Source organism: Bradyrhizobium sp. 63_E2_N1_3, from assembly GCF_052076005.1.
In the GTDB taxonomy this organism is placed as follows: Bacteria; Pseudomonadota; Alphaproteobacteria; order Rhizobiales; family Xanthobacteraceae; genus Bradyrhizobium; species Bradyrhizobium barranii.
On the sequence record NZ_CP197235.1, the window covers coordinates 3,651,875 to 3,671,353 of the forward strand.

19 protein-coding genes, 2 tRNA genes and 1 pseudogene are annotated in these 19,479 nt (G+C 64.2%); 8 read left to right on the forward strand and 14 right to left on the reverse strand.

The genetic code is table 11. From position 1 onward, the window contains the following. Positions 1–281 precede the first annotated feature (281 nt). Positions 282–356: transfer RNA gene (locus AB7531_RS17065), tRNA-Thr, on the reverse strand. Positions 357–713: 357 nt separating this feature from the next. Here AB7531_RS17065 and AB7531_RS17070 point away from each other — a divergent pair. Continuing rightward, positions 714–1,115: a hypothetical protein gene (locus tag AB7531_RS17070; protein ID WP_063982533.1), complete on the forward strand. Its 402-nt coding sequence runs from the start codon at positions 714–716 to the stop codon at positions 1,113–1,115. Here AB7531_RS17070 and AB7531_RS17075 read toward each other — a convergent pair. Together AB7531_RS17075 and AB7531_RS17080 are read right to left on the reverse strand one after the other, a co-directional pair. Then, on the reverse strand, positions 1,093–1,404 hold the full coding sequence (locus AB7531_RS17075) for a hypothetical protein (protein WP_063982534.1): 312 nt from the start codon (positions 1,402–1,404) through the stop codon (positions 1,093–1,095). The two genes, AB7531_RS17070 and AB7531_RS17075, sit on opposite strands and share 23 nt — an antisense overlap. Before the next feature lie 123 nt (positions 1,405–1,527). Continuing rightward, positions 1,528–2,001, reverse strand: coding sequence for a hypothetical protein (locus AB7531_RS17080; protein WP_063982535.1), 474 nt, complete (start codon positions 1,999–2,001; stop codon positions 1,528–1,530). A 307-nt stretch (positions 2,002–2,308) separates the two neighbouring features. Here AB7531_RS17080 and AB7531_RS17085 point away from each other — a divergent pair, with 307 nt between their 5' ends. After that, positions 2,309–2,794, forward strand: coding sequence for a hypothetical protein (locus tag AB7531_RS17085; protein WP_063982536.1), 486 nt, complete (start codon positions 2,309–2,311; stop codon positions 2,792–2,794). Positions 2,795–2,850: 56 nt separating this feature from the next. Then, positions 2,851–3,366 (forward strand): hypothetical protein, encoded by a 516-nt coding sequence (locus AB7531_RS17090; protein ID WP_063982537.1) that lies wholly within the window; start codon positions 2,851–2,853, stop codon positions 3,364–3,366. 125 nt (positions 3,367–3,491) lie between these two features. Here AB7531_RS17090 and rlmB read toward each other — a convergent pair whose 3' ends face one another. Beyond that, complete coding sequence (gene rlmB, locus AB7531_RS17095; protein ID WP_063982538.1) at positions 3,492–4,322, reverse strand: 23S rRNA (guanosine(2251)-2'-O)-methyltransferase RlmB; 831 nt, start codon at positions 4,320–4,322, stop codon at positions 3,492–3,494. 206 nt (positions 4,323–4,528) lie between these two features. Here rlmB and AB7531_RS17100 point away from each other — a divergent pair. Continuing rightward, a tRNA-Tyr gene (locus AB7531_RS17100) sits at positions 4,529–4,614 on the forward strand. 121 nt (positions 4,615–4,735) lie between these two features. Here AB7531_RS17100 and AB7531_RS17105 read toward each other — a convergent pair. The 8 genes from AB7531_RS17105 to AB7531_RS17140 form a co-directional block, all read right to left on the reverse strand. Further along, positions 4,736–5,767, reverse strand: coding sequence for an LLM class flavin-dependent oxidoreductase (locus tag AB7531_RS17105; RefSeq protein ID WP_063982539.1), 1,032 nt, complete (start codon positions 5,765–5,767; stop codon positions 4,736–4,738). Positions 5,768–5,924: 157 nt separating this feature from the next. After that, entirely contained in the window at positions 5,925–6,932 is a 1,008-nt protein-coding gene (locus tag AB7531_RS17110) for a dimethylarginine dimethylaminohydrolase family protein (RefSeq protein ID WP_063986281.1), read from the reverse strand. Between the two features lie 42 nt (positions 6,933–6,974). Then, a complete protein-coding gene (locus AB7531_RS17115) occupies positions 6,975–7,775 on the reverse strand; it encodes an ABC transporter permease (RefSeq protein WP_063982540.1) in 801 nt (266 codons plus the stop codon). Next, positions 7,772–8,650: an ABC transporter permease gene (locus AB7531_RS17120; protein WP_084795074.1), complete on the reverse strand. Its 879-nt coding sequence runs from the start codon at positions 8,648–8,650 to the stop codon at positions 7,772–7,774. Before AB7531_RS17120 ends, AB7531_RS17115 begins: the two co-directional genes overlap by 4 nt. Before the next feature lie 93 nt (positions 8,651–8,743). Then, complete coding sequence (locus AB7531_RS17125) at positions 8,744–9,808, reverse strand: ABC transporter substrate-binding protein (protein WP_063982541.1); 1,065 nt, start codon at positions 9,806–9,808, stop codon at positions 8,744–8,746. 45 nt (positions 9,809–9,853) lie between these two features. Beyond that, on the reverse strand, positions 9,854–10,924 hold the full coding sequence (locus tag AB7531_RS17130; RefSeq protein WP_199877129.1) for an ABC transporter ATP-binding protein: 1,071 nt from the start codon (positions 10,922–10,924) through the stop codon (positions 9,854–9,856). A gap of 257 nt (positions 10,925–11,181) precedes the next feature. Then, positions 11,182–12,105 carry a LysR substrate-binding domain-containing protein gene (locus AB7531_RS17135; protein ID WP_063982543.1) on the reverse strand — a complete coding sequence of 308 codons (924 nt, stop codon included), beginning with the start codon at positions 12,103–12,105 and terminating at the stop codon, positions 11,182–11,184. 113 nt (positions 12,106–12,218) lie between these two features. Further along, complete coding sequence (locus AB7531_RS17140; protein WP_063982544.1) at positions 12,219–14,276, reverse strand: ATP-dependent helicase; 2,058 nt, start codon at positions 14,274–14,276, stop codon at positions 12,219–12,221. A 128-nt stretch (positions 14,277–14,404) separates the two neighbouring features. On the opposite strand from AB7531_RS17140, the gene AB7531_RS17145 reads away from it, so the two are divergent. Then, entirely contained in the window at positions 14,405–14,995 is a 591-nt protein-coding gene (locus AB7531_RS17145) for a TMEM175 family protein (protein ID WP_063982545.1), read from the forward strand. Between the two features lie 9 nt (positions 14,996–15,004). Here the strand turns inward: AB7531_RS17145 and AB7531_RS17150 are convergent, their stop codons facing one another. Then, positions 15,005–15,385 carry a YciI family protein gene (locus AB7531_RS17150; RefSeq protein WP_063986283.1) on the reverse strand — a complete coding sequence of 127 codons (381 nt, stop codon included), beginning with the start codon at positions 15,383–15,385 and terminating at the stop codon, positions 15,005–15,007. Between the two features lie 167 nt (positions 15,386–15,552). Here AB7531_RS17150 and AB7531_RS17155 point away from each other — a divergent pair, with 167 nt between their 5' ends. After that, positions 15,553–15,762 (forward strand): hypothetical protein, encoded by a 210-nt coding sequence (locus tag AB7531_RS17155; RefSeq protein ID WP_245328624.1) that lies wholly within the window; start codon positions 15,553–15,555, stop codon positions 15,760–15,762. Between the two features lie 26 nt (positions 15,763–15,788). Beyond that, entirely contained in the window at positions 15,789–15,992 is a 204-nt protein-coding gene (locus tag AB7531_RS17160; protein WP_063982546.1) for a hypothetical protein, read from the forward strand. Positions 15,993–16,002: 10 nt separating this feature from the next. Here the strand turns inward: AB7531_RS17160 and AB7531_RS17165 are convergent, their stop codons facing one another. Then, positions 16,003–16,716, reverse strand: a complete 714-nt coding sequence (locus AB7531_RS17165; protein WP_063982547.1) for a substrate-binding periplasmic protein — start codon at positions 16,714–16,716, stop codon at positions 16,003–16,005. Positions 16,717–17,034: 318 nt separating this feature from the next. Between AB7531_RS17165 and AB7531_RS17170 the strand changes: the two are divergent. Next, positions 17,035–19,448: pseudogene (locus AB7531_RS17170) on the forward strand (ATP-binding protein). The last annotated feature ends 31 nt before the right edge of the window (positions 19,449–19,479 follow it).

The window sequence follows — 19,479 nt, forward strand, 5'->3', positions numbered from 1 at the left end:
TGACGAAAGTCGGAGCGGGACTCGGATGACAAGTCGTGTGCTGTGCGTTCGTCACTAAAACTCCGCCAGACTAAGCCCGCCTCGTCACGGGGCAGCCTTGCCAAGCACGTGTATTGTGCCGAGGTGCTGCGCTAATCTCACCTATCAACCGGCCCCCGAAGCCCGCTCCAGCGATGGGGCGGGCTGTTTCGCTCGCGGTGGCTTTCCGGTGGCTTTTTCTGGCAAGCTTCCCTCGTGCCAAATTGGTGGCTCTTATAAGGAATTGATATGTTTAAGATATCTGGTGCCGGCTGAGGGGATTGAACCCCCGACCTTCGGTTTACAAAACCGCTGCTCTACCGCTGAGCTAAGCCGGCAAAACCAAACAATTATAAGCAGTTAACGAGAAGAAACTTGTCCGGTCGGCACGTTGGGGTGCACGGTCGGGCAGCGTTTGCGTCGATATAGCCGCAGTCGGGGTGTAGGTCTAGTCTGACTGGCTTGCGCTCTTCTCCGCACCGCCGCCTGGCAGAAAATGTGTAGAGCCGGAAACCAGACTGCCCCCGTTGGAGGTACGGGCGAAGGATGTCAGACCAAAAGAACGGATGATCGTCGACGCAACCGTCAACCGATTCTTGGAAGACTAAAGCTGACAAAACGAATGGTGCTCCAAAGCTGTCAAAGCCTTGCGCGGTCTCGGAACCAAATACGTCCCTTTGGAGTGAGGACGAGACATGAAACGCTTTCTCGCCATCGCCGCTGCACTCGCAGCCGCCGACGCTCACGCGGCGCCTCTAGATGAGGCAATCAACTGCGCTAATTACGCGACTATTGATGCCGTCTGTCGTGAGCAAAAAGACCCAAGCGACCCTTTGCTCGGCAAACTCAAGACTGCAGCAGGCGTGTTGCACGGTCGCAGCATTCGCATAGGTGCGCAGGCTGGCGTTTCCAAAGAAGCGGTTGGAGCATTGGCTACTATCGCCAACGACAAGATGACAAACGAGATGTCGCGCAAGTGCGACAACATCAAAGTGTTGCGTGATCAATTCGAGGGCACTTGCCGCCCGGTGATGGATCAAGCGTATAGAGATACGCTCATGATGATAGACGAGATCATGAAGGGAAAGGGTCGCTAAGATGATAGCGAACGCGCCGCGCTAAAGCATTAGCGACCGCGATGTAGTCGTAACCCTCGGCGTAGTCCTTTTTCCAGCGTGAATTGTTTCGGTACATCCGGTCGAGCTTGGCTTTCTCCTTCGCATCGGCCACGGTCAGGATACCCTTGCAATAGAGTTCGAGGGAGGCGTTCGCAAAACCGTAGTCGCTGGCGGCCTTGCCGTGATCGACCGCGTGCGCGGCGCCGGTCAGGGCGAGCAGTGTTGCGGAGGCTAGGACGATGGCGGCGGTGCCGGGTAGTCGTTTCATGTGTCACCTCATATCCGCGAAGTGAACTTTTTCGGCATTCCATGCTTCCAGAGGTGCGTTTCGCCGCCATGAAACAGGCGGCCCGTAGGGCCGCCTGATCCTCTTCACCCGACTTGTGCCGTGTTACTGGCAGATGTGCTGGAGGCCGTCCGCTCCCTTGTACCAGGTCCCGGGCCGGCAAACGATGCCGTTGCGGGCCGCATAGGTATCCCAATTGCCGTACCAGCCCATTTCGCTGCGGCCGCCGGCATACCCACCGGAAGTGTCATAGGCGTAGGAATTGTCCCAGCCGCGGAACGGCGCGGATGCAACGGCTGCCGCGGTGCCGACGGCGGCGCCAGCAACGGCGCCTGCGGTGTCGACCGGCCAGAAGCCCGATCGAGTTCCGTCATCCGGATTCACTTGGCCGCGGGCCATGTGCCGGCGCCGAGAGGCGCGATCGGTGGTGGGATTGCCGGGGGTGAGATTCTGGCAATTGGGATCCTGGAAGAGCCCCGTGCAGCGGCCCGAATTGTCGACTGTGGTTTGCGCGAAGGCCGGTGTTGCCAGCGTGGACGCGACGATCGCGGCCAAGCCAAGAAGCTTCAGGCTCGTCATGGCATTTGCTCCATGTTGTTGAGACCTGTGCTAAGCGCGCCATCCGGCAGTCGTTCCGCGGCTTCTCGCATGTGGGGTCACATCGACGTGAGCCCGCCGAGGATGTGAAGTTTGCGCCACGCAACCTCGTGCGATCCGGCATGTGCGGCGGGTTTGTGTCCCGTTAACGCTTCGCTAGCGCAGCTTGCGGCATTTGAGCCGCTGTCGACCCTTGCGCGTTAGGCTTACCGGAAATTGGTGAGGGGGCCTTAACCCTCTCCGCGTGGCGATCGGATAGGATGAGCGTCGGATAAACCGGAATCCTTCCATGCGCGCTCTCGCGCTCGCCGCCTTTCTGATCGGACTGCCCGCGACGGCGTTTGCCGGCGGCGGCTTCGATATCGTCGTTCCCGGCCGCCCAGGCGTGCCCATCATCATCAACAACATCGACGCGTCCTACAGCGTGGTCGAGGGTGTCTGGGGCCTCGGCAAGAATGTCCAGGTGCAGCCGACCATCTATGGCGGGCGCTACATCGCCGAGCGGCAGCCCGAGGATGTCGGCCATTATTATCCGACCATGGGCCTGCGGCCCGGCTACGGCCGGCTCGAGGTCGAGCCGCCCGCTAACCGCAAATTGCCGAGGCCCGCCGAGAGCTATCACCAGAGCTGGGGTGTGCAATCGGCGCCGCTGCCGCCGCAGATGGACGTGCCCGTCAATCCGCCGCCGGTGATCTTCGCGCCTGAGATCAACGACCGTCCGCGGCGTCCTCGGCCGCGGCCGCATGCAGAGGCGCCCGGAAGGCCGCCAACTTAAGAAACGTCAAAAATCCAAGAAAAAATCCAAGATACGAAAATCAACAGGAGAGAGTAATGCGTCAAATGATTTCGGGACTGGTTGCGGCGGCTGCCGTGATGTTCGTCGCCACCGCGCCCGCCGCGGCTTGCGGCTTCAGCACGTGCGCACCGGTTGCGCCGGTCTATAGCGGCTGCAACACGGGTTGCGGTAGCTGGGGCTATGGCCCGGGTTATGGCGGATGGGGCTTTGAGCACCTCGCCGAGCCAGCCACGCAGTATTACTACGTCAACCAGGGGCCGACCTACACCGGACCGGGCGCATTCGCGCCGTACCCGACCTATCGTGAGGACGCGGTCGTCGCGCCCGCTAACTACGGCTACGGCCGTGGTTATGGCTACGGCAATGGCTATGGCTATCGTGCCGCCGCCGCCTATCCCTATCAGCGCCCGTACTACCGTCCGTATCGCTACGGCTATGGCCCGCGCTACGGCTATCTGCCGCGCACGCACTACGGCTACGGTCCGCGCTACGGCTACGCCCACCGCGCGCCGTATTACGGCGGCCACCGCGTGCTGCGCCGCTATTACTGATCGTTTGATTGGTTGAGTTGACGAAACGCCCGTCCGCGCGATGCGGACGGGCGTTTTGTTTTTTGGATTCTTAGTTTGACGCGTTTTCTTGACGCGAACCGGTATCCACTTCGCTCGAAAACGCTCTAGCGCTTCATCAACCCGAGACGGCTCGCGCCAACATAGAGCGAGAGCACGGCGGCGTTGGAGACGTTGAGGCTCTTGATCTCGCCGGGCATGTCGAGCCGCGCCACGACGCTGCATGTCTCGCGGGTCAATTGCCGCAGGCCCTTGCCTTCGGCACCAAGCACCAGCGCGAGCGGCTCGCGCAGCGTGACGTTCGAGAGGTCCTCGCTGCCTTCGCTGTCCAGCCCAACGGTCTGGAAGCCGCGCTCGTTCAGCGCGGTGAGTGCGCGGGCGAGGTTCTGCACGGTCACCATTGGCACCAGCTCGAGAGCGCCGGAAGCGGCCTTGGCCAGCACGCCGGTTGCCTCGGGGCTGTGGCGCGCCGTGGTGACGATCGCCTTCACCGCGAAAGCCGCTGCGGAGCGCAGGATGGCGCCGACATTGTGCGGATCGGTGATCTGGTCGAGCACCAGCACCATGCCTTCCTGGTCCAGGGTCTCGATGTCGGGCGAGGGCAGGGCGTCGGCCTCGGCCAGCAGGCCCTGGTGCACGGCGTCGGGCGACAGCAGGCGGTCGATCTCCTGGGGCCGGACGATCTCGGGCGTGACGCGGGTCGCGATGTTTTCGTCCGCAAGCCGCTTTGCGGCGTTCTCGGTCAGCGTCAGCTTGCGGATCTGCCGCTGAGGGTTGGCGAGCGCCATGGTCACGGTGTGCCAGCCATAGAGGATGACCGGTCCGTCGGACTGCGAATCGCGGTCGCGCCAGGCCGGCCGGCCGGCTGATTTTCCGGGCCTGTTGAAGGGCTTAGCCCCGCCGCGGGGGCCCCTTGGGGTAAATTTTCGATCCTTCATGGGCTCGCTTGTGTCACGGGTCCCGGAATATGGCAATTTGGGTGGCTTCGGGGACGATTTTAGCTGTTCGCCTCGGTTGACTTTGCCCCACCGCATCGCCCATAAACGCGCCCGGTCGCGCCCCCATCCGGGCTGTCGCGGCCTTCACGTTCCATGGCCGTCTTCGGTCGCCGGCAAGGTCCGGCCCGATTGTGCTGCCGTCGAGCGGGGGAGTGTCCCGAGTGGCAAAGGGAGCTGACTGTAAATCAGCCGCCTCATGGCTTCGCAGGTTCGAGTCCTGCCTCCCCCACCAGCCTTCGCTCGCTTCGCGAGCTACGGCTGGGCAAGCCTGACCAAATCACCGTCACGCGAAGCTAGCGAAGGCTGTCACGCCGTAGCCCGGAGGGCGCAGACGGACTGGTCCAGAGCGTAAGTCACCCCATCATCTCCCTGACCATTGGCACCACTTTCCCCCCGTAAAGCTCGATGCTCCGCATCAGCTTCTCGTGCGGCAAAGGCCCCGCCGAATACTTCAGCTGGAAGCGCGAAATGCCAAGCGCCTTTGCGGTCTTGGCGATCTTGCGCGCGACGGTTTCCGGCGAGCCCACATAGAGCGAGCCGTGCTCGGCCTCATTGACGAACTCGTCGCGGCCCATCGGCGGCCAGCCGCGCTCCTTGCCGATCCGGTCGCGCATCGCCTTGTAGTCGGGCCACAGCTCTTCGCGCGCCTGTTCGTCCGTCTCGGCGACGTAACCGGGCGAGTGCACGCCGATCGGCTGCGCCGGGCGGCCGAACTCCTTGAAGGCGCGGTGATAGAGATCGACGTAAGGCGCAAAGCGCGCGGGATCGCCGCCGATGATCGCGAGCATCAGGGGCAGGTCGTAATGCGCGGCGCGCACCACCGATTGCGGGCTGCCGCCGACGCCGATCCAGGTCTTAAGCCGGCCGTTCTCGACCGGCGGATAGATCAGCTGCTCTTTCAGCGGCGGACGCAGCTTGCCCTCCCAGGTCACCGGTTGCTGCGACAAGAGTGCCGTGAACAGGTCGAGTTTCTCCTCGAACAGCGCCTCGTAAGCGCGCAGGTCGAAGCCGAACAGCGGAAAGGATTCGGTGAAGGAGCCGCGGCCGAGGATGACCTCGGCGCGGCCGTTGGAGAGCGCATCGAGCGTGGCAAAGCGCTGGAACACGCGAATGGGGTCGTCCGAGCTCAGCACCGTCACGGCCGAGCCGAGATGGATGCGCCTGGTGCGCGACGCGATCGCGGCCAGCACGGTCTCGGGCGAGGAGATCGCAAAATCAGATCGGTGATGCTCGCCGAGGCCGATGAAGTCGATGCCGAGCTCGTCGGCCAGCACGGCTTCGTCGACGACGTTGCGGATCACCTGCGCATGCGCAAGCGTCTTGCCTGTGCCGTCCTTGGTGACGTCGCCAAAGGTATCCAGTCCGAATTGAAGCGGTGCGGTCATCGATCAGGTCTCTGCGGGGGAGGATCGACGACATGTGGTGGATGGCCGCCGGGTCACAAGGCGGGTTTCGGAAATGCTCGGTTTCCGTTTGGTAGACCCTTGCTCTCTGCGCGGTCACGAGGCGGCAGATGTCGTTGCCGCCTCGTGCTCATGACAGTCAGAGCGGATCGCGGATCAGCGGCGAGGTCGAGCAGTGGATGCCGCCGCCGCCGAGCGCGACCTTGTCGTAAGCCACAACGCGCGTGGTGATGCCGGCCTTGACGAATTTCTCCATGGTCCGCGGCGAAATGCCTTCGGGCACGATGACATGGCCCGGGCGTACGGCGAGACAATTGATCACCCAGTTCTGGTCATCGGGACAGACCTCGATCTGGCGAATCCCGAGTTCCTTCAGTTTTTCAAGGAACCAGAACGGTAGCAACGTCGGGTTCACGAAGGCGGTATCGCGGTCGATCATCACGAACATGCCGTCGATGTGCAGCCGATAGCCGGTCAGCTGGACGCGCAGCAGCTCCACGCCCTGCGTGCGCAACACTTCCTCGAGCTGGCGCGCGCCTTCCTCGTCGACGCGGCTCGACAGCCCCACGACCGCGACCTTGGGCGTGATGAAGGCGAAGCTGCCACCTTCCATGAGTCCCGTGCCGGAGATCGTCCTGAGGATCGGCATCCCGAGCTTGGCCAGGGTACGGCTGACCGGCAGCTCTTCCCCGCGCCTGATCGGGGGGCCGAGGCGGGTGACGATGGCGCCGCCGTCGACGGCAATCACGCTGTCGCGCGTGTAGACGGTCTTCATCTTGCCCGGCGCGCATTGATCGACATAGACGACCTCCGCGCCTTCCTCGCGTAACGCCTGAGCGAGCGCGTCATGCTGGCTCTGCTGTGCGGCCAGATCCGGGATCACGTCGCCGCGCCAGTACCAGCCTTGCTCGGGGTCGCCGAAGGCGCCGATCTCGGGCAGGCGCTTGTTCGCGTCAACGATATTCAACTCGGCGCCGGGGCGATGCATGAGCACCATCCGGATCTGGCCGACGTCGTTGTTGCAGCCCCAGCGGCGCCCCCAAACGCCGACCTGCTCCGATTCCGTCTCGAAGGCCGGTTCGGCGCGCGACGGAAACGCTTTGATCAGCATGTTGTAGCGAAATTCTGGCTCGGAAATGATCGACATGAGGGGCTCCTGCGGGAAGTGGTTGGTGTGGCGCATGCGGGCTCAACGCGAGCGGTACGCCCGGACTGCGATATCGATGAAGAGAAGACTGACCGTGATCAGGATGAGCACGGCGGCGACTGCGGCCATGGTGGGATCGAGTTGTTCGTTGATGCCGTCCCACATCCGCCGCGGAAGCGTGAAAACCCCGCGGCCGGCAATGAACAGCACGATCACCAGCTCATCCCAACTGTGGATGAAGGCGAAGATCACACCGGAGATGATGCCCGGCAGAATGTTCGGGATGATGACCATGCGCAGCGTCTGGCCAATGCTGGCGCCGAGGTTGAGGGCCGCCTGTTCGAGCCTGGGGTCGAAGCCGGCGAGCGCCGTCGAGACGGTGATGATCACATAGGGCATGCCGGTCACCGCATGGGCGATGATCACGCCGGTGTAGGTATCGATCAGCCTGAGGTCCACCCAGACCTGATAGATGCCGAGCGCGTAGACGATGGTCGGCACCATGATCGGCATCAGCATGACGAGGCGGACGATATTGCTGGCACGGTTGCCGAGACGCCAGCATCCGATAGCGCAGAGCGTTCCGGCGACCGTCGCGATGACCGTCGAGCAGATCGCGATGACGAGGCTGTGCAGGATGCTCGTCAGCCAGGCCTGGCTGGTCAGCAGGTTGCGATAATATTGCAGCGAGACGCCGTCGCGAGGCAGCGACAGATAGGGACGATCGGTCAGCGACACCGCGAAGACGATGGTGATGGGCAGGACGAGAAAGCAGATAATCGCCCATGCGATCGAGCGCGTCATAGGCGAGGAGCCTTCGAATGCGGTGCTGCTGGTGCTCATATGGACCCGAACAGCTTGCGCAGATCGACGACGCGGGCGAGCGCGACAAGCAGCCCGCCGATGATGATGAGCAGGGTGCCGGCCAGCATACTGCCGACGCCCCAGCGGACGATCTCGAGAATCTGGACCTTGATATATTCGGCGATCATCAGAGTCTTGCCGCCGCCGAGAATGGCCGGGGTCACGAAGAAGCCGAGGGAGAAGATGAACACGAGGATACTGGCGCCGACGACTCCGGGCATCGACAATGGCAGGAACACCTGGCGGAACGCGACGGCGCGGCTGGCGCCGAGGCCCCGGGCTGCGGCAACGCATCGTTGATCGATGTCGCGCATGTTGGCGTAGATGGGGAGGATGCCGAAGGGCAGCATGTAGTGGACCATGCCGATCAACACACCGGTCTCGTTCCAGATCAGGCTGAGCGGAGCGTCAACCAGTCCGCTTGAGATCAGGATGTTGTTGATGAGACCCTCGCGCCGCAGCAGCACAAACCAGGCGAAGGCGCGCACCAGGACAGAGATCCACAGCGGCACGAGAACGCCGAGGAACATCCAGCGGCGGACCCGCTCGCTCGAATGGACCAGCGCGTAAGATACGATGTAGGCGAGCACGAGCGTGATCAGCGTGCTGATGACGCTGATGCGCGCCGTCGTCGCCAGCATGCGCTGGATCGACGCGCTGGTCGCAAGCATGGCGTAGTTGTCGAGGCCCGGCTGCGGCTCGGTGACGCTCAACCAGAGCACCTTCGAGATCGGGTAGATATAACAAACGATCATCAGCGCCAGGGCCGGCAGGATCAGCAGCCAGTAGCGCGCGGTTACGCCGAAGCCCGGACGGGACGGCGAGGGCGTCAGCTGATCTGCAGGAGAGCTCATCGATATCGGACCCGGGCGCTCGGGGCTTTGCGCGGTTTTGGCGAGGTTTTGGCAGCGCGGCGCCGAGGAGCGCCACGCCGCCGGTAACGGACGTCAGGAGGAGATGAAATCCAGATAGGCCTGGAAGGTCTTGGAATGGTTTTCGATGTACCAGGCCGCGTTGATCCTGGCCTGAACCGCTGCGTTTGCGGGATCGGCCGGATTGGTCGCGCGCAGCGCTTCCGGCACCATGGACTGGGCCGCCGGGTTGGAGGGACCGTTGCCCATCGCAGTCAGAAGTTTCACCTGCCCCTCCGGCTGCTGCATGGAGGCGATGGCGCGGAAGGCCTCGGCGCCGGCCGGATTGTTCTTCGGCACGACCCACAAGCCGGGCTGCAGAAGACCGTCCTTGAAGGTGTAGGCGATGCGGTTATTGGTCTCGGCCTTGAGGACGTTGGCGCGGGTGTGCCACAACAGGCCCATGACGCATTCGCCGTCCCGCATCAGGCTCTGGCTTTCGGCGCCGCTGTTCCAGTAGAGCACATCCTTCTTGATGGTTCCGAGCTTGGTGAAGGCGCGCTTGACGTCCAGCGGATAGAGCTGGTCGGGCGGGACACCGTCGGCGATCAGGCACAGCTCGAGCATGGCCTGGGAATCCTTGCGGACCATGCGGCGGCCTGGATATTTCTTCAAGTCGAAGAAGTCTGCGAGGGTCGGCGTCTCCTTGACCTTCGCCGTGTCCCAGGCGAGCACGGAGGAGAACATGTAGTTCACGACGCCGTTCTCGTAGGCGAATTCCGTGGCGACCTTGCTCTTGTCGACGATGCTGTAGTCGATCTTCTCCAGGGCGTTGCGAGGCCCGAGCTCGGCCAGCGTCGTAACGCCGCAATCGCAGATGTCCCAGGTGACGTTGCGAGACTGGACCATCGTCAGGATCTTGCCGTTGAGGGGGCCGCTGCCGTCCAGCACCATGCGGCCGCCCTGCGCGGCGAAGGGCTGCACATAGGCTTCGTCGAAAGCCTTCATGGCGGCGCCGCCGTAGTTGACCACGACGACCTCCTTGCGCGCCTCTGCGCGGGCAGCGCCGGCGGCGAGCACTGCGGGAGCGGCGAGAAGGCTGGCGCCTCCCTTCAGGAGGGCGCGCCGGGTCGGGGTGAAAATTGAATTGCGTTCGTTCATGACGGAAGCCCCATTCGTTCGTTTCGACTGTTGCGGCACTGCAGTTCAGGCATCGGTGACCAGCGTCCCGGCGCTGTGGTCCCAACCGATCGTTACGGCGTCGCCGGCGACGGGCGGCTCGCCATGTCGCCAGGTCGGCATCATCACGACGACGTCGCCGAATTCCGGCGTGGCGACCACGAGCCGGAATTGTGAGCCCAGATAGCTCCACTCGGAGACGACGCCTTTGAGCGTATTGTCGGGTTGACCGGTTTTGCCGGCGAGGGTGATCTTCTCCGGCCTCAGGGCGATCACGACGGGCTGGCCGATCGCCGAGCGATTGCAGTCGTCGCTCGCCTGGATGATCCGCACGCCCTGATGGGTCAGCACGAAGCCGCCGGCCACGTGATTGTCCACGCTGCCCTTGAGGAAATTGCTCTTGCCGAGAAAGTTGGCGACGAAGCTTGTCGCGGGCCGCTCGTACAGCTCGGTCGGCGATCCCTGCTGGACCATCTTGCCGTCTCGCATCACCACGATCCGGTCTGACATCGACAGGGCTTCGTCCTGGTCATGGGTGACGTAGATGAAGGTCAGGCCGATCCGCTTGTGCAATCGCTTCAGCTCGTCCTGCAGCTCTGCGCGCAGCTTCTTGTCGAGCGCGCTCAGCGGCTCGTCCAGCAGAAGCAGGTGAGGCGTGAAGACCATCGCGCGGGCAAGCGCGACGCGTTGCTGCTGGCCGCCGGAGAGCTGGCGCGGATAGCGGCCGGCTTGCGAGCTCAGCTGCACCAGATCGATGGCGGCATCGACCTTGCTCTTGATCTCGGCGGCAGGCCGTTTGCGCACCTTCAGCGGGAACGCGACGTTGTCGTACACGGTCATGTGCGGAAACAGGGCGTAGCCCTGGAACACCATACCGAAATTCCGCTGCTCGGGAGGGAGTCGCAGGATGCTCTGTCCGCCCAGCAGGATGTCGCCGCGATCGGGCTGGACGAAGCCGGCGATGGACATCAGCAGCGTGGTCTTGCCTGAGCCCGAGGGCCCCAGCAGCGTCAGAAATTCTCCGCGCTTGACCGTGAGGGACACATCGTTCAGCGCGGCGAAGTCTCCGTAGAACTTGACGAGCCTCTCGATCTTCAAATCGTGATCAACTCCTGCGGAAGCTGACACACTTATGAAATTGTTGCTGGTCATTCTCGTCTTCTGGCTACGGCGGCAGAACGTGCGGAGATCCGTGTATCCCTGCAGATTGGCCGAGAGCTAAAATCGCAACAATCATCTAATTTGCATCTGTATGGTGTGTTTTTTGAACGATTGACCCGCCGGTGGCCGACGGTTGCAATCAGTGCGTTCGGTGTGCCGACGATGAGCGTCGGCGTTGTCGCTGGACAGGCGGCCTATTCAGAACGAGCCGCCGCATCGATTGTCCTGGCGATGCCCCCCTGGAATGCTTCCTTCAACCAGCGGCGCAGCACCACCAGTTCGGGGTCGCCCCAACGTCTGGCAACAGCGACGAAGTAGTAACCGCCGAGACTGACGGGGTGTGGGCTAAGATCGACCAGTCTGCCTGCGGCGAGGTCCTCCTCGACGAGCAGCGTGTTTGCGAGTGCGACGCCTTGTCCCTGTCTTGCGGCCTCGATCGTCAGATGGGCATGCCAGAGGTGCGGTCCTCGCAACATCGGCAGGTCGGTGACCCCCGCATTTTCGAACCATTGCTCCCAATAGAGCGTCGAGGCTTCGTGGATCAGCGGCAGGTTCAGGAAATCGGAAGCCTGAGTGACGACGGGATGGCGCGCCCTGAACGCGGGGCTTGCGACGGCATGAATCTTCGGCGCCGCGATCAGCTCGGTCCTGACCTTCGGGCGGCTGATCATCATGTTCATGTGAACGATCTCGGCATCAGCCTCGCCGCGCGTGAAGTCCGCACGCGACAGCGTTGGATACAGGGCGATGTCGTAGTTCGGCAGGCTGGCCATGAGCGCGGGCAAACGGGCGAGCAGGCGCTGATTGATGATGCCGGGAATGCACCAGATCGTCAGGGTTCGGCGGCTGGCCGGACGAACATCTTCGTTGGCCTGGCGCAGGATGTCGAAGGCGCGGGTGACCCGAGCGTGGAATGCTTCGCCGGCGGCCGTCAGCAGCAGGCCGCGTCCGTGCGCCGCAACCAGCGCGACATTGAGGTCGAGCTGGAGCTTGCGGATGTGTCGGGAGACGACGGTCGGACTCACCGACAATTCATCGCTTGCCGCCTTGATGCTGCCGGTGCGGCCGACAGCCTCGAAGGCTCTCAGGGCATTGAGCGACGGAAGCCGCAGTGACAAGCGATCCTCTGGCAAAAGCCACCTCTTTCCAGATGATCTAGCTCACCAAACCAGTCAGCGAAAGCAGGATCCGCGCCAATCCGAGGGATCGATGTACTGGGATTCGGGTCCACCTACCGCCACATCCCGCGCATCCGGGCCCCGATATCGATCTTCGGGCCCTGCGCCGCCGCGCGGGCCGCAGCCGAAGCCGCCTTCGGCCAGGCGGTGCGCTCGAACAGATAGACGAGGGATTCCGGGATGAAGCGGGTGCGCGAGGCGTAGACGTGGCGGTCGCCCTTGGCTTGCTGGCCGTGGGTGAAGAAGCGCTGCGGCACGACGAGATGCAGATCGTCCTTGGCGCGCGTCATCGCGACATAGAGCAGGCGGCGCTCCTCCTCGAGCTCGGCCGAGGTACCGGCGCCGAGATCCGACGGCATGCAGCCGTCGACGACGTTGAGCACGAACACCGACTTCCATTCCTGGCCCTTGGCCGAATGGATGGTGGAGAGGATCAGATAGTCCTCGTCGCGGAGCGGAGGACCGGATTTATCGCTGGTCGCATCCGGCGGGTCGAGCGTGAGCTCGGTCAGGAATTTTTCGCGCGAGGCATAGCCGCTCGCGATCTGCTCGAGCTGCATGAGATCGGCGCGGCGCGTCTCGGAATCCTCGTGGATGCGATCGAGATGCGGCTCATACCAGAGCCGCACGCGCTCGAGATCGGCGGGCCATTCCGAGTAACGCAGATTTCCGACCGTGCGGACGAAGTCGGTCCACTCGTCGCCGGTGCGTGGCGGCACCGCAAGCTGGCCGAGCGCGGCAAGCGGGTCGGTGCTCTCCGCCATCTGGTCGAGCACGCGCTGCGCGGTGGCGGGGCCGACGCCGGGCAACAGGTGCAGGATGCGGAAACCGGCGACGCGGTCGCGCGGATTTTCGGCAAAGCGCAGCAGCGCCAGCACGTCCTTGACATGCACGGCATCGAGAAATTTCAGTCCGCCGAACTTGACGAAGGGAATGTTGCGGCGGGTCAGCTCGATCTCCAGCGGACCGGAATGCGAGGACGTCCGGAACAGCACCGCCTGGTGCTTGAGCAGCGCGCCTTGCTCGCGGTTGGCCAGCACCTCCTCGACGATGTAGCGCGCCTGGTCGGCCTCGTCGTGGACGGTGACGAGCTGTGGCTTCTGCGACGAGGTGCGGTCGGTCCACAGGTTCTTGGTGAAGCGCTCGCGCGCTAGCCCGATGATGCCGTTGGCCGCCGCCAGCACGGGTTGCGTCGAGCGGTAGTTGCGGTCGAGCGTGATCATCTCGGCGCGGGGGGAGAAGCTTTGCGGAAAATCCAGGATGTTGCGGACAGTGGCGGCGCGGAACGAATAGATCGACTGCGCGTCGTCGCCGACCACGGTCAGCCCGCGTCCATCCGGCTTCAGCGCCAGCAGGATCGAGGATTGCAGGCGGTTGGTGTCCTGATATTCGTCGACCAGCACGTGATCGAAGCGGCCGCCGATCTCTTCGGCGATCAGCGCATCGCTCATCATCTGCGACCAGTAGAGCAGGAGGTCGTCGTAATCCAGCACGTGCTGGGTCTGCTTGGCCTCGACATAGGCCGCGAACAGGCCCTTCAGCTCGGCGGCCCAGCCCGCGCACCAAGGATAGTGCTGGCCGAGCACTTTTTCGATCTCCATCTCGGCATTGACGCAGCGCGAGTAGATCGACAGACACGTGCCCTTGGCCGGAAAGCGGCTCTCGGTCTTCGACAGGCCGCGCTCGTGCCGAACCAGATTCATCAGGTCGGCGGAATCCTCGCGGTCGTGGATGGTGAAGGCTGGATCGACGCCAATCCGCTCGGCATATTCGCGCAGGAGCCGCGCGCCGATGCCGTGGAACGTGCCGGCCCAGGTGAGGGCATCGCGCATGATTGCGGCGTTGTTCTCGCCCAGTACCTTTCGTGCGATGCGTTCGACCCGGCCGGCCATCTCGGCCGCGGCGCGGCGGGAGAACGTCATCAGGAGGATGCGTCGTGGATCGGCGCCCGCGACGATCAGGTGCGCGACGCGATGGGCGAGCGTATTGGTCTTGCCGGAGCCCGCGCCGGCGATGACGAGCAGGGGCGCGCCCACGGTCGCGCCGTCAGCGACGCCATGCTCCACGGCGCGGCGCTGCTCCGCATTGAGCGTGTCCAGATATGTCGCCACGAATCGCCCCGGTGAAAGGGAGAGAGTCGGCGATCCCGGCGCGAATCGCAATGCGGCTGGACGGAACCAATGTTAAGACCTAGGGACAAGACGGCCCGAAGTTCCAGCCCGAGAAGCGCGCAACCGGCATGACCGAGCTCAAGCCCGACCAGTTCGAGATGCGGCGGCTGGAGTCGCTCAGCAACACCATCTTTGGTGTCGCCATGACGCTACTCGCCTACGACCTGCCCAAGGCCGCGGTGTTCACCAGTGCCCCGAGCTGGAGCGATCTCGCCCATGTCTACTCCGGCAAGCTCGCCGGTCTCGCGCTCAGCTTCATCATCGCCGGCGTGTTCTGGATCAGCCACCACCGCCGGCTCGCGCGCCAGCCCGTGGGCAGCCGCGGCATGGTGATCCTCAACCTGTTCTTCCTGCTGTCGATCGTGCTGCTGCCGGTGACCAACGGCCTCTACATCAATTACAGCATGAGCAGCGCGGTGGCCGTGCTCTACGGCCTGCATCTGACCGCGATCGCCGGCCTCAATGCCTGGCTGTGGTGGACGATTTTGGGCGGCTGGCGCCACGAGATCATGGCCTCGATGTTTCCGCTGCTGGTGTTCATTCCGGGCACGATCGTTGCGGCCTTCGCGCCGCACGTCGCGCCCTTCCTGTGGTTCATCGCCTTTGGCGGGCTGTTGATCCAGCGCTTCTATGCCGCGCCGACCGGGCCAGGCGCGTGAGGCGGCGGCTCACCCTTTTGTCGCGCCGAACCCGTCGGCCGGCACGTAAAGCTTGACCGGGCGGATTTCGTAGACCGCCGACGGGTTGACCTCGCGCAGCTTTCGCGCCGCCGCGATCGCTTCCTCATCGGTATCGTAGTCGACGAGATGGAAGCCGAGAAGCTGCTCCTTGGTCTCGGCAAACGGGCCGTCCAGCACCATGCCCGCGCCGGGGCCGCGCAAGGTGTGCGCCTTTCGGGTGTCATCCAGACGGGCGGCCGGCCCAAGGTGTCCGCTTGCCCTCAAGGGCGCCTGAACCTCGATCACTTTGGCCACGACCGCGGCGTCCTGCACCGGCGCCCAGGACAAGATCTCGTCTTCCACATGGTAGGCCAGGATGGCGTAAAGCATCGTCACCTCGTTTGTTTTTCAAGCTTGCAGTCGGAAGGATGTATGAGCGCCGCCGACACCGACAATCCCGGAGACTAACATATTGCGTCGCGCAAGTTGCGACGAAACCGTCCTGAAACCCGATTGCCGCCCTCGGAGGTGAACGCTGTCCAAAGCCGAGGCGACTGATGGCCACCAAGAACACTTCGGAGGCGGCCATGTCGACCATCAAGATCATCTGCGACGCGCGTCGGGCGGGAAAGTCGGAAGCCGCGGATTTGCACGACCAGTCCGGCCATCACCGCTATTACGGCGGCTCGGCCGAGAACGGCGGCGAGCGGATCGTCGAAAGCCGCCGCGGAAAACGCCCGCGCGCGCTCAATGTGTGCGGCTTCTGAAGCCTTCGGCGACACCGTCTTTCGACATGGACGTCCTGCAAATATCGATCGCGGCGATGCCGTTCCTGCTTGCGCTGATGAGCCGGACGCGAAAGGCAATCGCGCCGTGCCTGCTGACGAGCATCATCACCGTGCTGCTTGGCGACGAGCCTCATCGGGCGGTGATGGCCTGGTGCGTCGGCGTGTTGATTGCCGCCGTTGCCCTGCGTGAGCGGCTTCGCGCGAGCTGACCCAGCGCCGTCACGGCGCACTCAGGACCTGTTTGACCAGCGCCTCGCGCAGCGTTGCCAGCTCGCCGCTCGCTTCCATCTGCGCGATCACTTTGCCGACCTTCGGCACCAGATCGCGATGGCGTTCGTGCAAATAATGGTAGATGTGGATGCGCTCCAGCGGTGGCGAAAGCGGGACAATCCTGGTCTGCAGGTTGAGTTTCCTCACCGCGACGAGCCCGCTGAAGAGGTCGGTGACCATCACCTCGAAACGGTCGGCGTCGAGCATCCTGATCATGTTCTCGAGGCTGGTGGTCGCGGTGACGCGGGCCATGCCGCGTGTCCCGGCCTCTGAGGAGCCGACGCCGCGGACGATTCCGATGCTGTACTCCCTGATTGAATTCCAGCCGGCGACGTCGAAACGGAGTTTCGTCGTGAAGACCGCCGGCTCGATGTAGTTGATCGCCGGCGTGACCTGAATCAGCGTCGGGTAGTCGCTGGAAAGCGTTCCGATCCGCTGGATCTCGCCATCGACCTCGCCGGCGCTCGACAGCGCCAGTGCGCGCTTGCCGGGGACGTCCTCGAACTCCAGCTTGATATTCAGCTTGGCGTAGACGGCCCGCAGCATCTCGCCGCCGACATATTGATCGGGGATGTCGGCGATCCGCGCCAGCCGGATCAGCTCCTGCGCATGCGACGGACCGGCGGCGAGCAATGACAGGCAGGCGACGATGATCCGCCACATGACGCGTCTCCTTTGCCCTGCATGGCTACCATTGGATTCCGATGCCCGCGATCCACCGGGGCGGCGCCCGCGTGGCGGCCGCACCGCTGGCGCGTCTTGCAGGCGACCGCGGGCTTTAGCCAATGTCATTCTAGCGCGCGAAGTGATAGTTTGCGGGAGAATCCTGCTGCTGGGCGCAAGACAAGACCCCGCCAAGCCGCCCATGGGCCGGCAGGATCGCCACGCAGGTCGCGTGAAGAGAGAATCTCAACTGTCGAATTGCTCGCGGCTGCGATCCGCCGTCCGGAGCAGGGTGCCGCCATTCCGGGGACGTGGTGCATGGGCAACGCAGGCGACGAGGACTCCAAGCGCAGCAGCCGCGCCGGTGCCCCGGCGGCCGCGAAGCAGGATTTGAGCGGGATCGGCGCTGCACTTTCGCCATCGATGATCGGAGCGCTGCTGTCGCGGATCTTCAACTGGTCGCGCAGCGGCGTCGGGCCGCGCCTGCTGGCCGCCGTGCTGCTCTTCTCCTCGATCGTCACGCTGATGCTGACCGCCCTTCAGCTCTATCTCGACTACGACCGCGAGGTCGGCGTCATCGAGACGCGGCTCGACGAGATCGGCCGCAGCACGACCGGCAGCCTCGGCGAGAGCCTGTGGAATCTCGACCAGAACCAGCTCAAGCTCCAGCTCGACGGCATCATGCGGCTGCCCGACATTCGCGCCGCCGAGGTGCGCGAGGTCGCCGATCGCCCCAATCCGATCCGTGTCGCGGTCGGCGAGCCGAGCACCCGCTCAGCCGTGACACGCGACTATCCGCTGAACTACAGCGTCCAGGGACGTCACGCCCGATCGGCGTGCTCCATGTCGAGGCGACGCTGGCCGAGGTCTATCAGCAATTGCTGAACCGGGCCCTGGTCATCCTGGCAAGCCAGGCCGCGAAGACCTTTGTCGTCTCGCTGTTCATCATCTACATGTTCCATCTGCTGGTGACGCGGCATCTGGCCGCCATCGCCGAGTTCGTCGGCCAATACAGCCTGTCGCGGCCGCCGCCGCCTTTGCACCTCGAGCGCCGGCCGCCCCGCGATCCCGACGAGCTGGACAAGGTGATCGACGCCTTCAACGCGATGTGCGCGAACCTCGAGCGCGCCTATGGCGAGCTGCGCGAGGCCAACGCAAATCTCGAGCGCGACCTGAATATCCGCCGGCGCGCCGAAGAGGACGCGCGTGCCAGTGAAGAGCGTTTCCGCGACTATGCCGAGACCGCGTCCGACTGGTTCTGGGAGACCGGACCGGATCATCGCTTCACCTACGTATCCGACCGGGCCGGCGCCTTCGGCATGGACAACAAGGCGCTGGTCGGCAAGCACCGCACAGATGCCGCCTCCGACCGCGACGCCGAGCCTGAGAAATGGCGCGCGCACGTGGCGACCTTGGACCGCCACGAGCCGTTCCGGAAGTTCGAGTATCGCGGGCGCGACGTGGCCGGCCGCATGCATCATTTCAACGTCAACGGCCAGCCGATCTTCGCGGCGGACGGACGCTTCATGGGCTATCGCGGGTCGGCCACCGACCTCACGGTGCAGCACGAGGCCGAGGAGCGGCTGCGCCAATCCCAGAAGATGGACGCGATCGGTCAGCTCACCGGCGGCGTCGCTCACGACTTCAACAACGTGCTCACGGTCATCACCGGCACCATCGAGATCATCCAGGAGGGGCTTGCGGACAAGCCCGAGTTCGCCGCGATCGCACAACTGATCGACGATGCGGCGGCGCGCGGCGCCGAGATCACCTCGCAGCTCCTGACCTTCGCGCGCCGCCAGCCGCTGGAGCCCCGCGACATCGACGTCAACGCACTCGTGGTCGAAACCGCGAAGCTGCTCAAGCCGATCCTCGGCGAGCATATCGAGATCGTGACCCGGCTCGCGGACGACGCCTGGTCCGCGATGGCAGATCCGTCGCAGCTCTCGTCGGCGATCGTCAATCTCGCCGTCAATGCGCGTGACGCGATGCCGGGCGGCGGCCGGCTCACGCTGGAGACCGCAAACCGCGAGCTCGACGGCACCAGCGGTGCCGGCGACGGCGATGTCATGTGCGGCGCCTTCGTGATGATCGCGGTGGCCGACACCGGTCATGGCATCCCGGCAGATATCCGCGAGCGCGTGTTCGAGCCGTTCTTCACCACCAAGGGCGTCGGCCGCGGCACCGGACTTGGGCTGAGCATGGTCTACGGCTTTGCCCGCCAGACCGGCGGGACCGTCGTCATCGAGAGCGAGGAGGGGCGCGGCACGGTGATGCGGCTGTTCCTGCCGCGGTCGAAGGGCGAGGCGCCGGCCAGGACGGCGCCGGTTCAGCCGCCCGCGGCGGCACGCGGGCACGAGACGATCCTCGTGGTCGAGGACGATCCGCTGGTGCAGGGCTATGTCATCGCCCAGCTCGGCACCCTCGGCTATCGCACGCTCGCCGCCAGCGACGGCGCAGCCGCGCTTGCGCTGGTCGACCAGGGCGTCAAATTCGATCTCCTGTTCACGGACATCATCATGCCCGGCGGCATGAACGGACGGGAATTGGCCGAAGCCGTCCGGCTCCGCCGGCCGGGGGCGAGCGTGCTCTACACCTCCGGCTATACCGACGACACCATCGTCCACGAAGGACATCTCGATCCCGGCCTGGCACTGCTCAGGAAGCCGTACCGGAAATCGGAGCTGTCGCAGAAGATCCGCGAGGTGCTTGCAGGCAAGCCGCCGGCCTGAGCGGAGCTCATCCATGCAGGCGCCACCCACG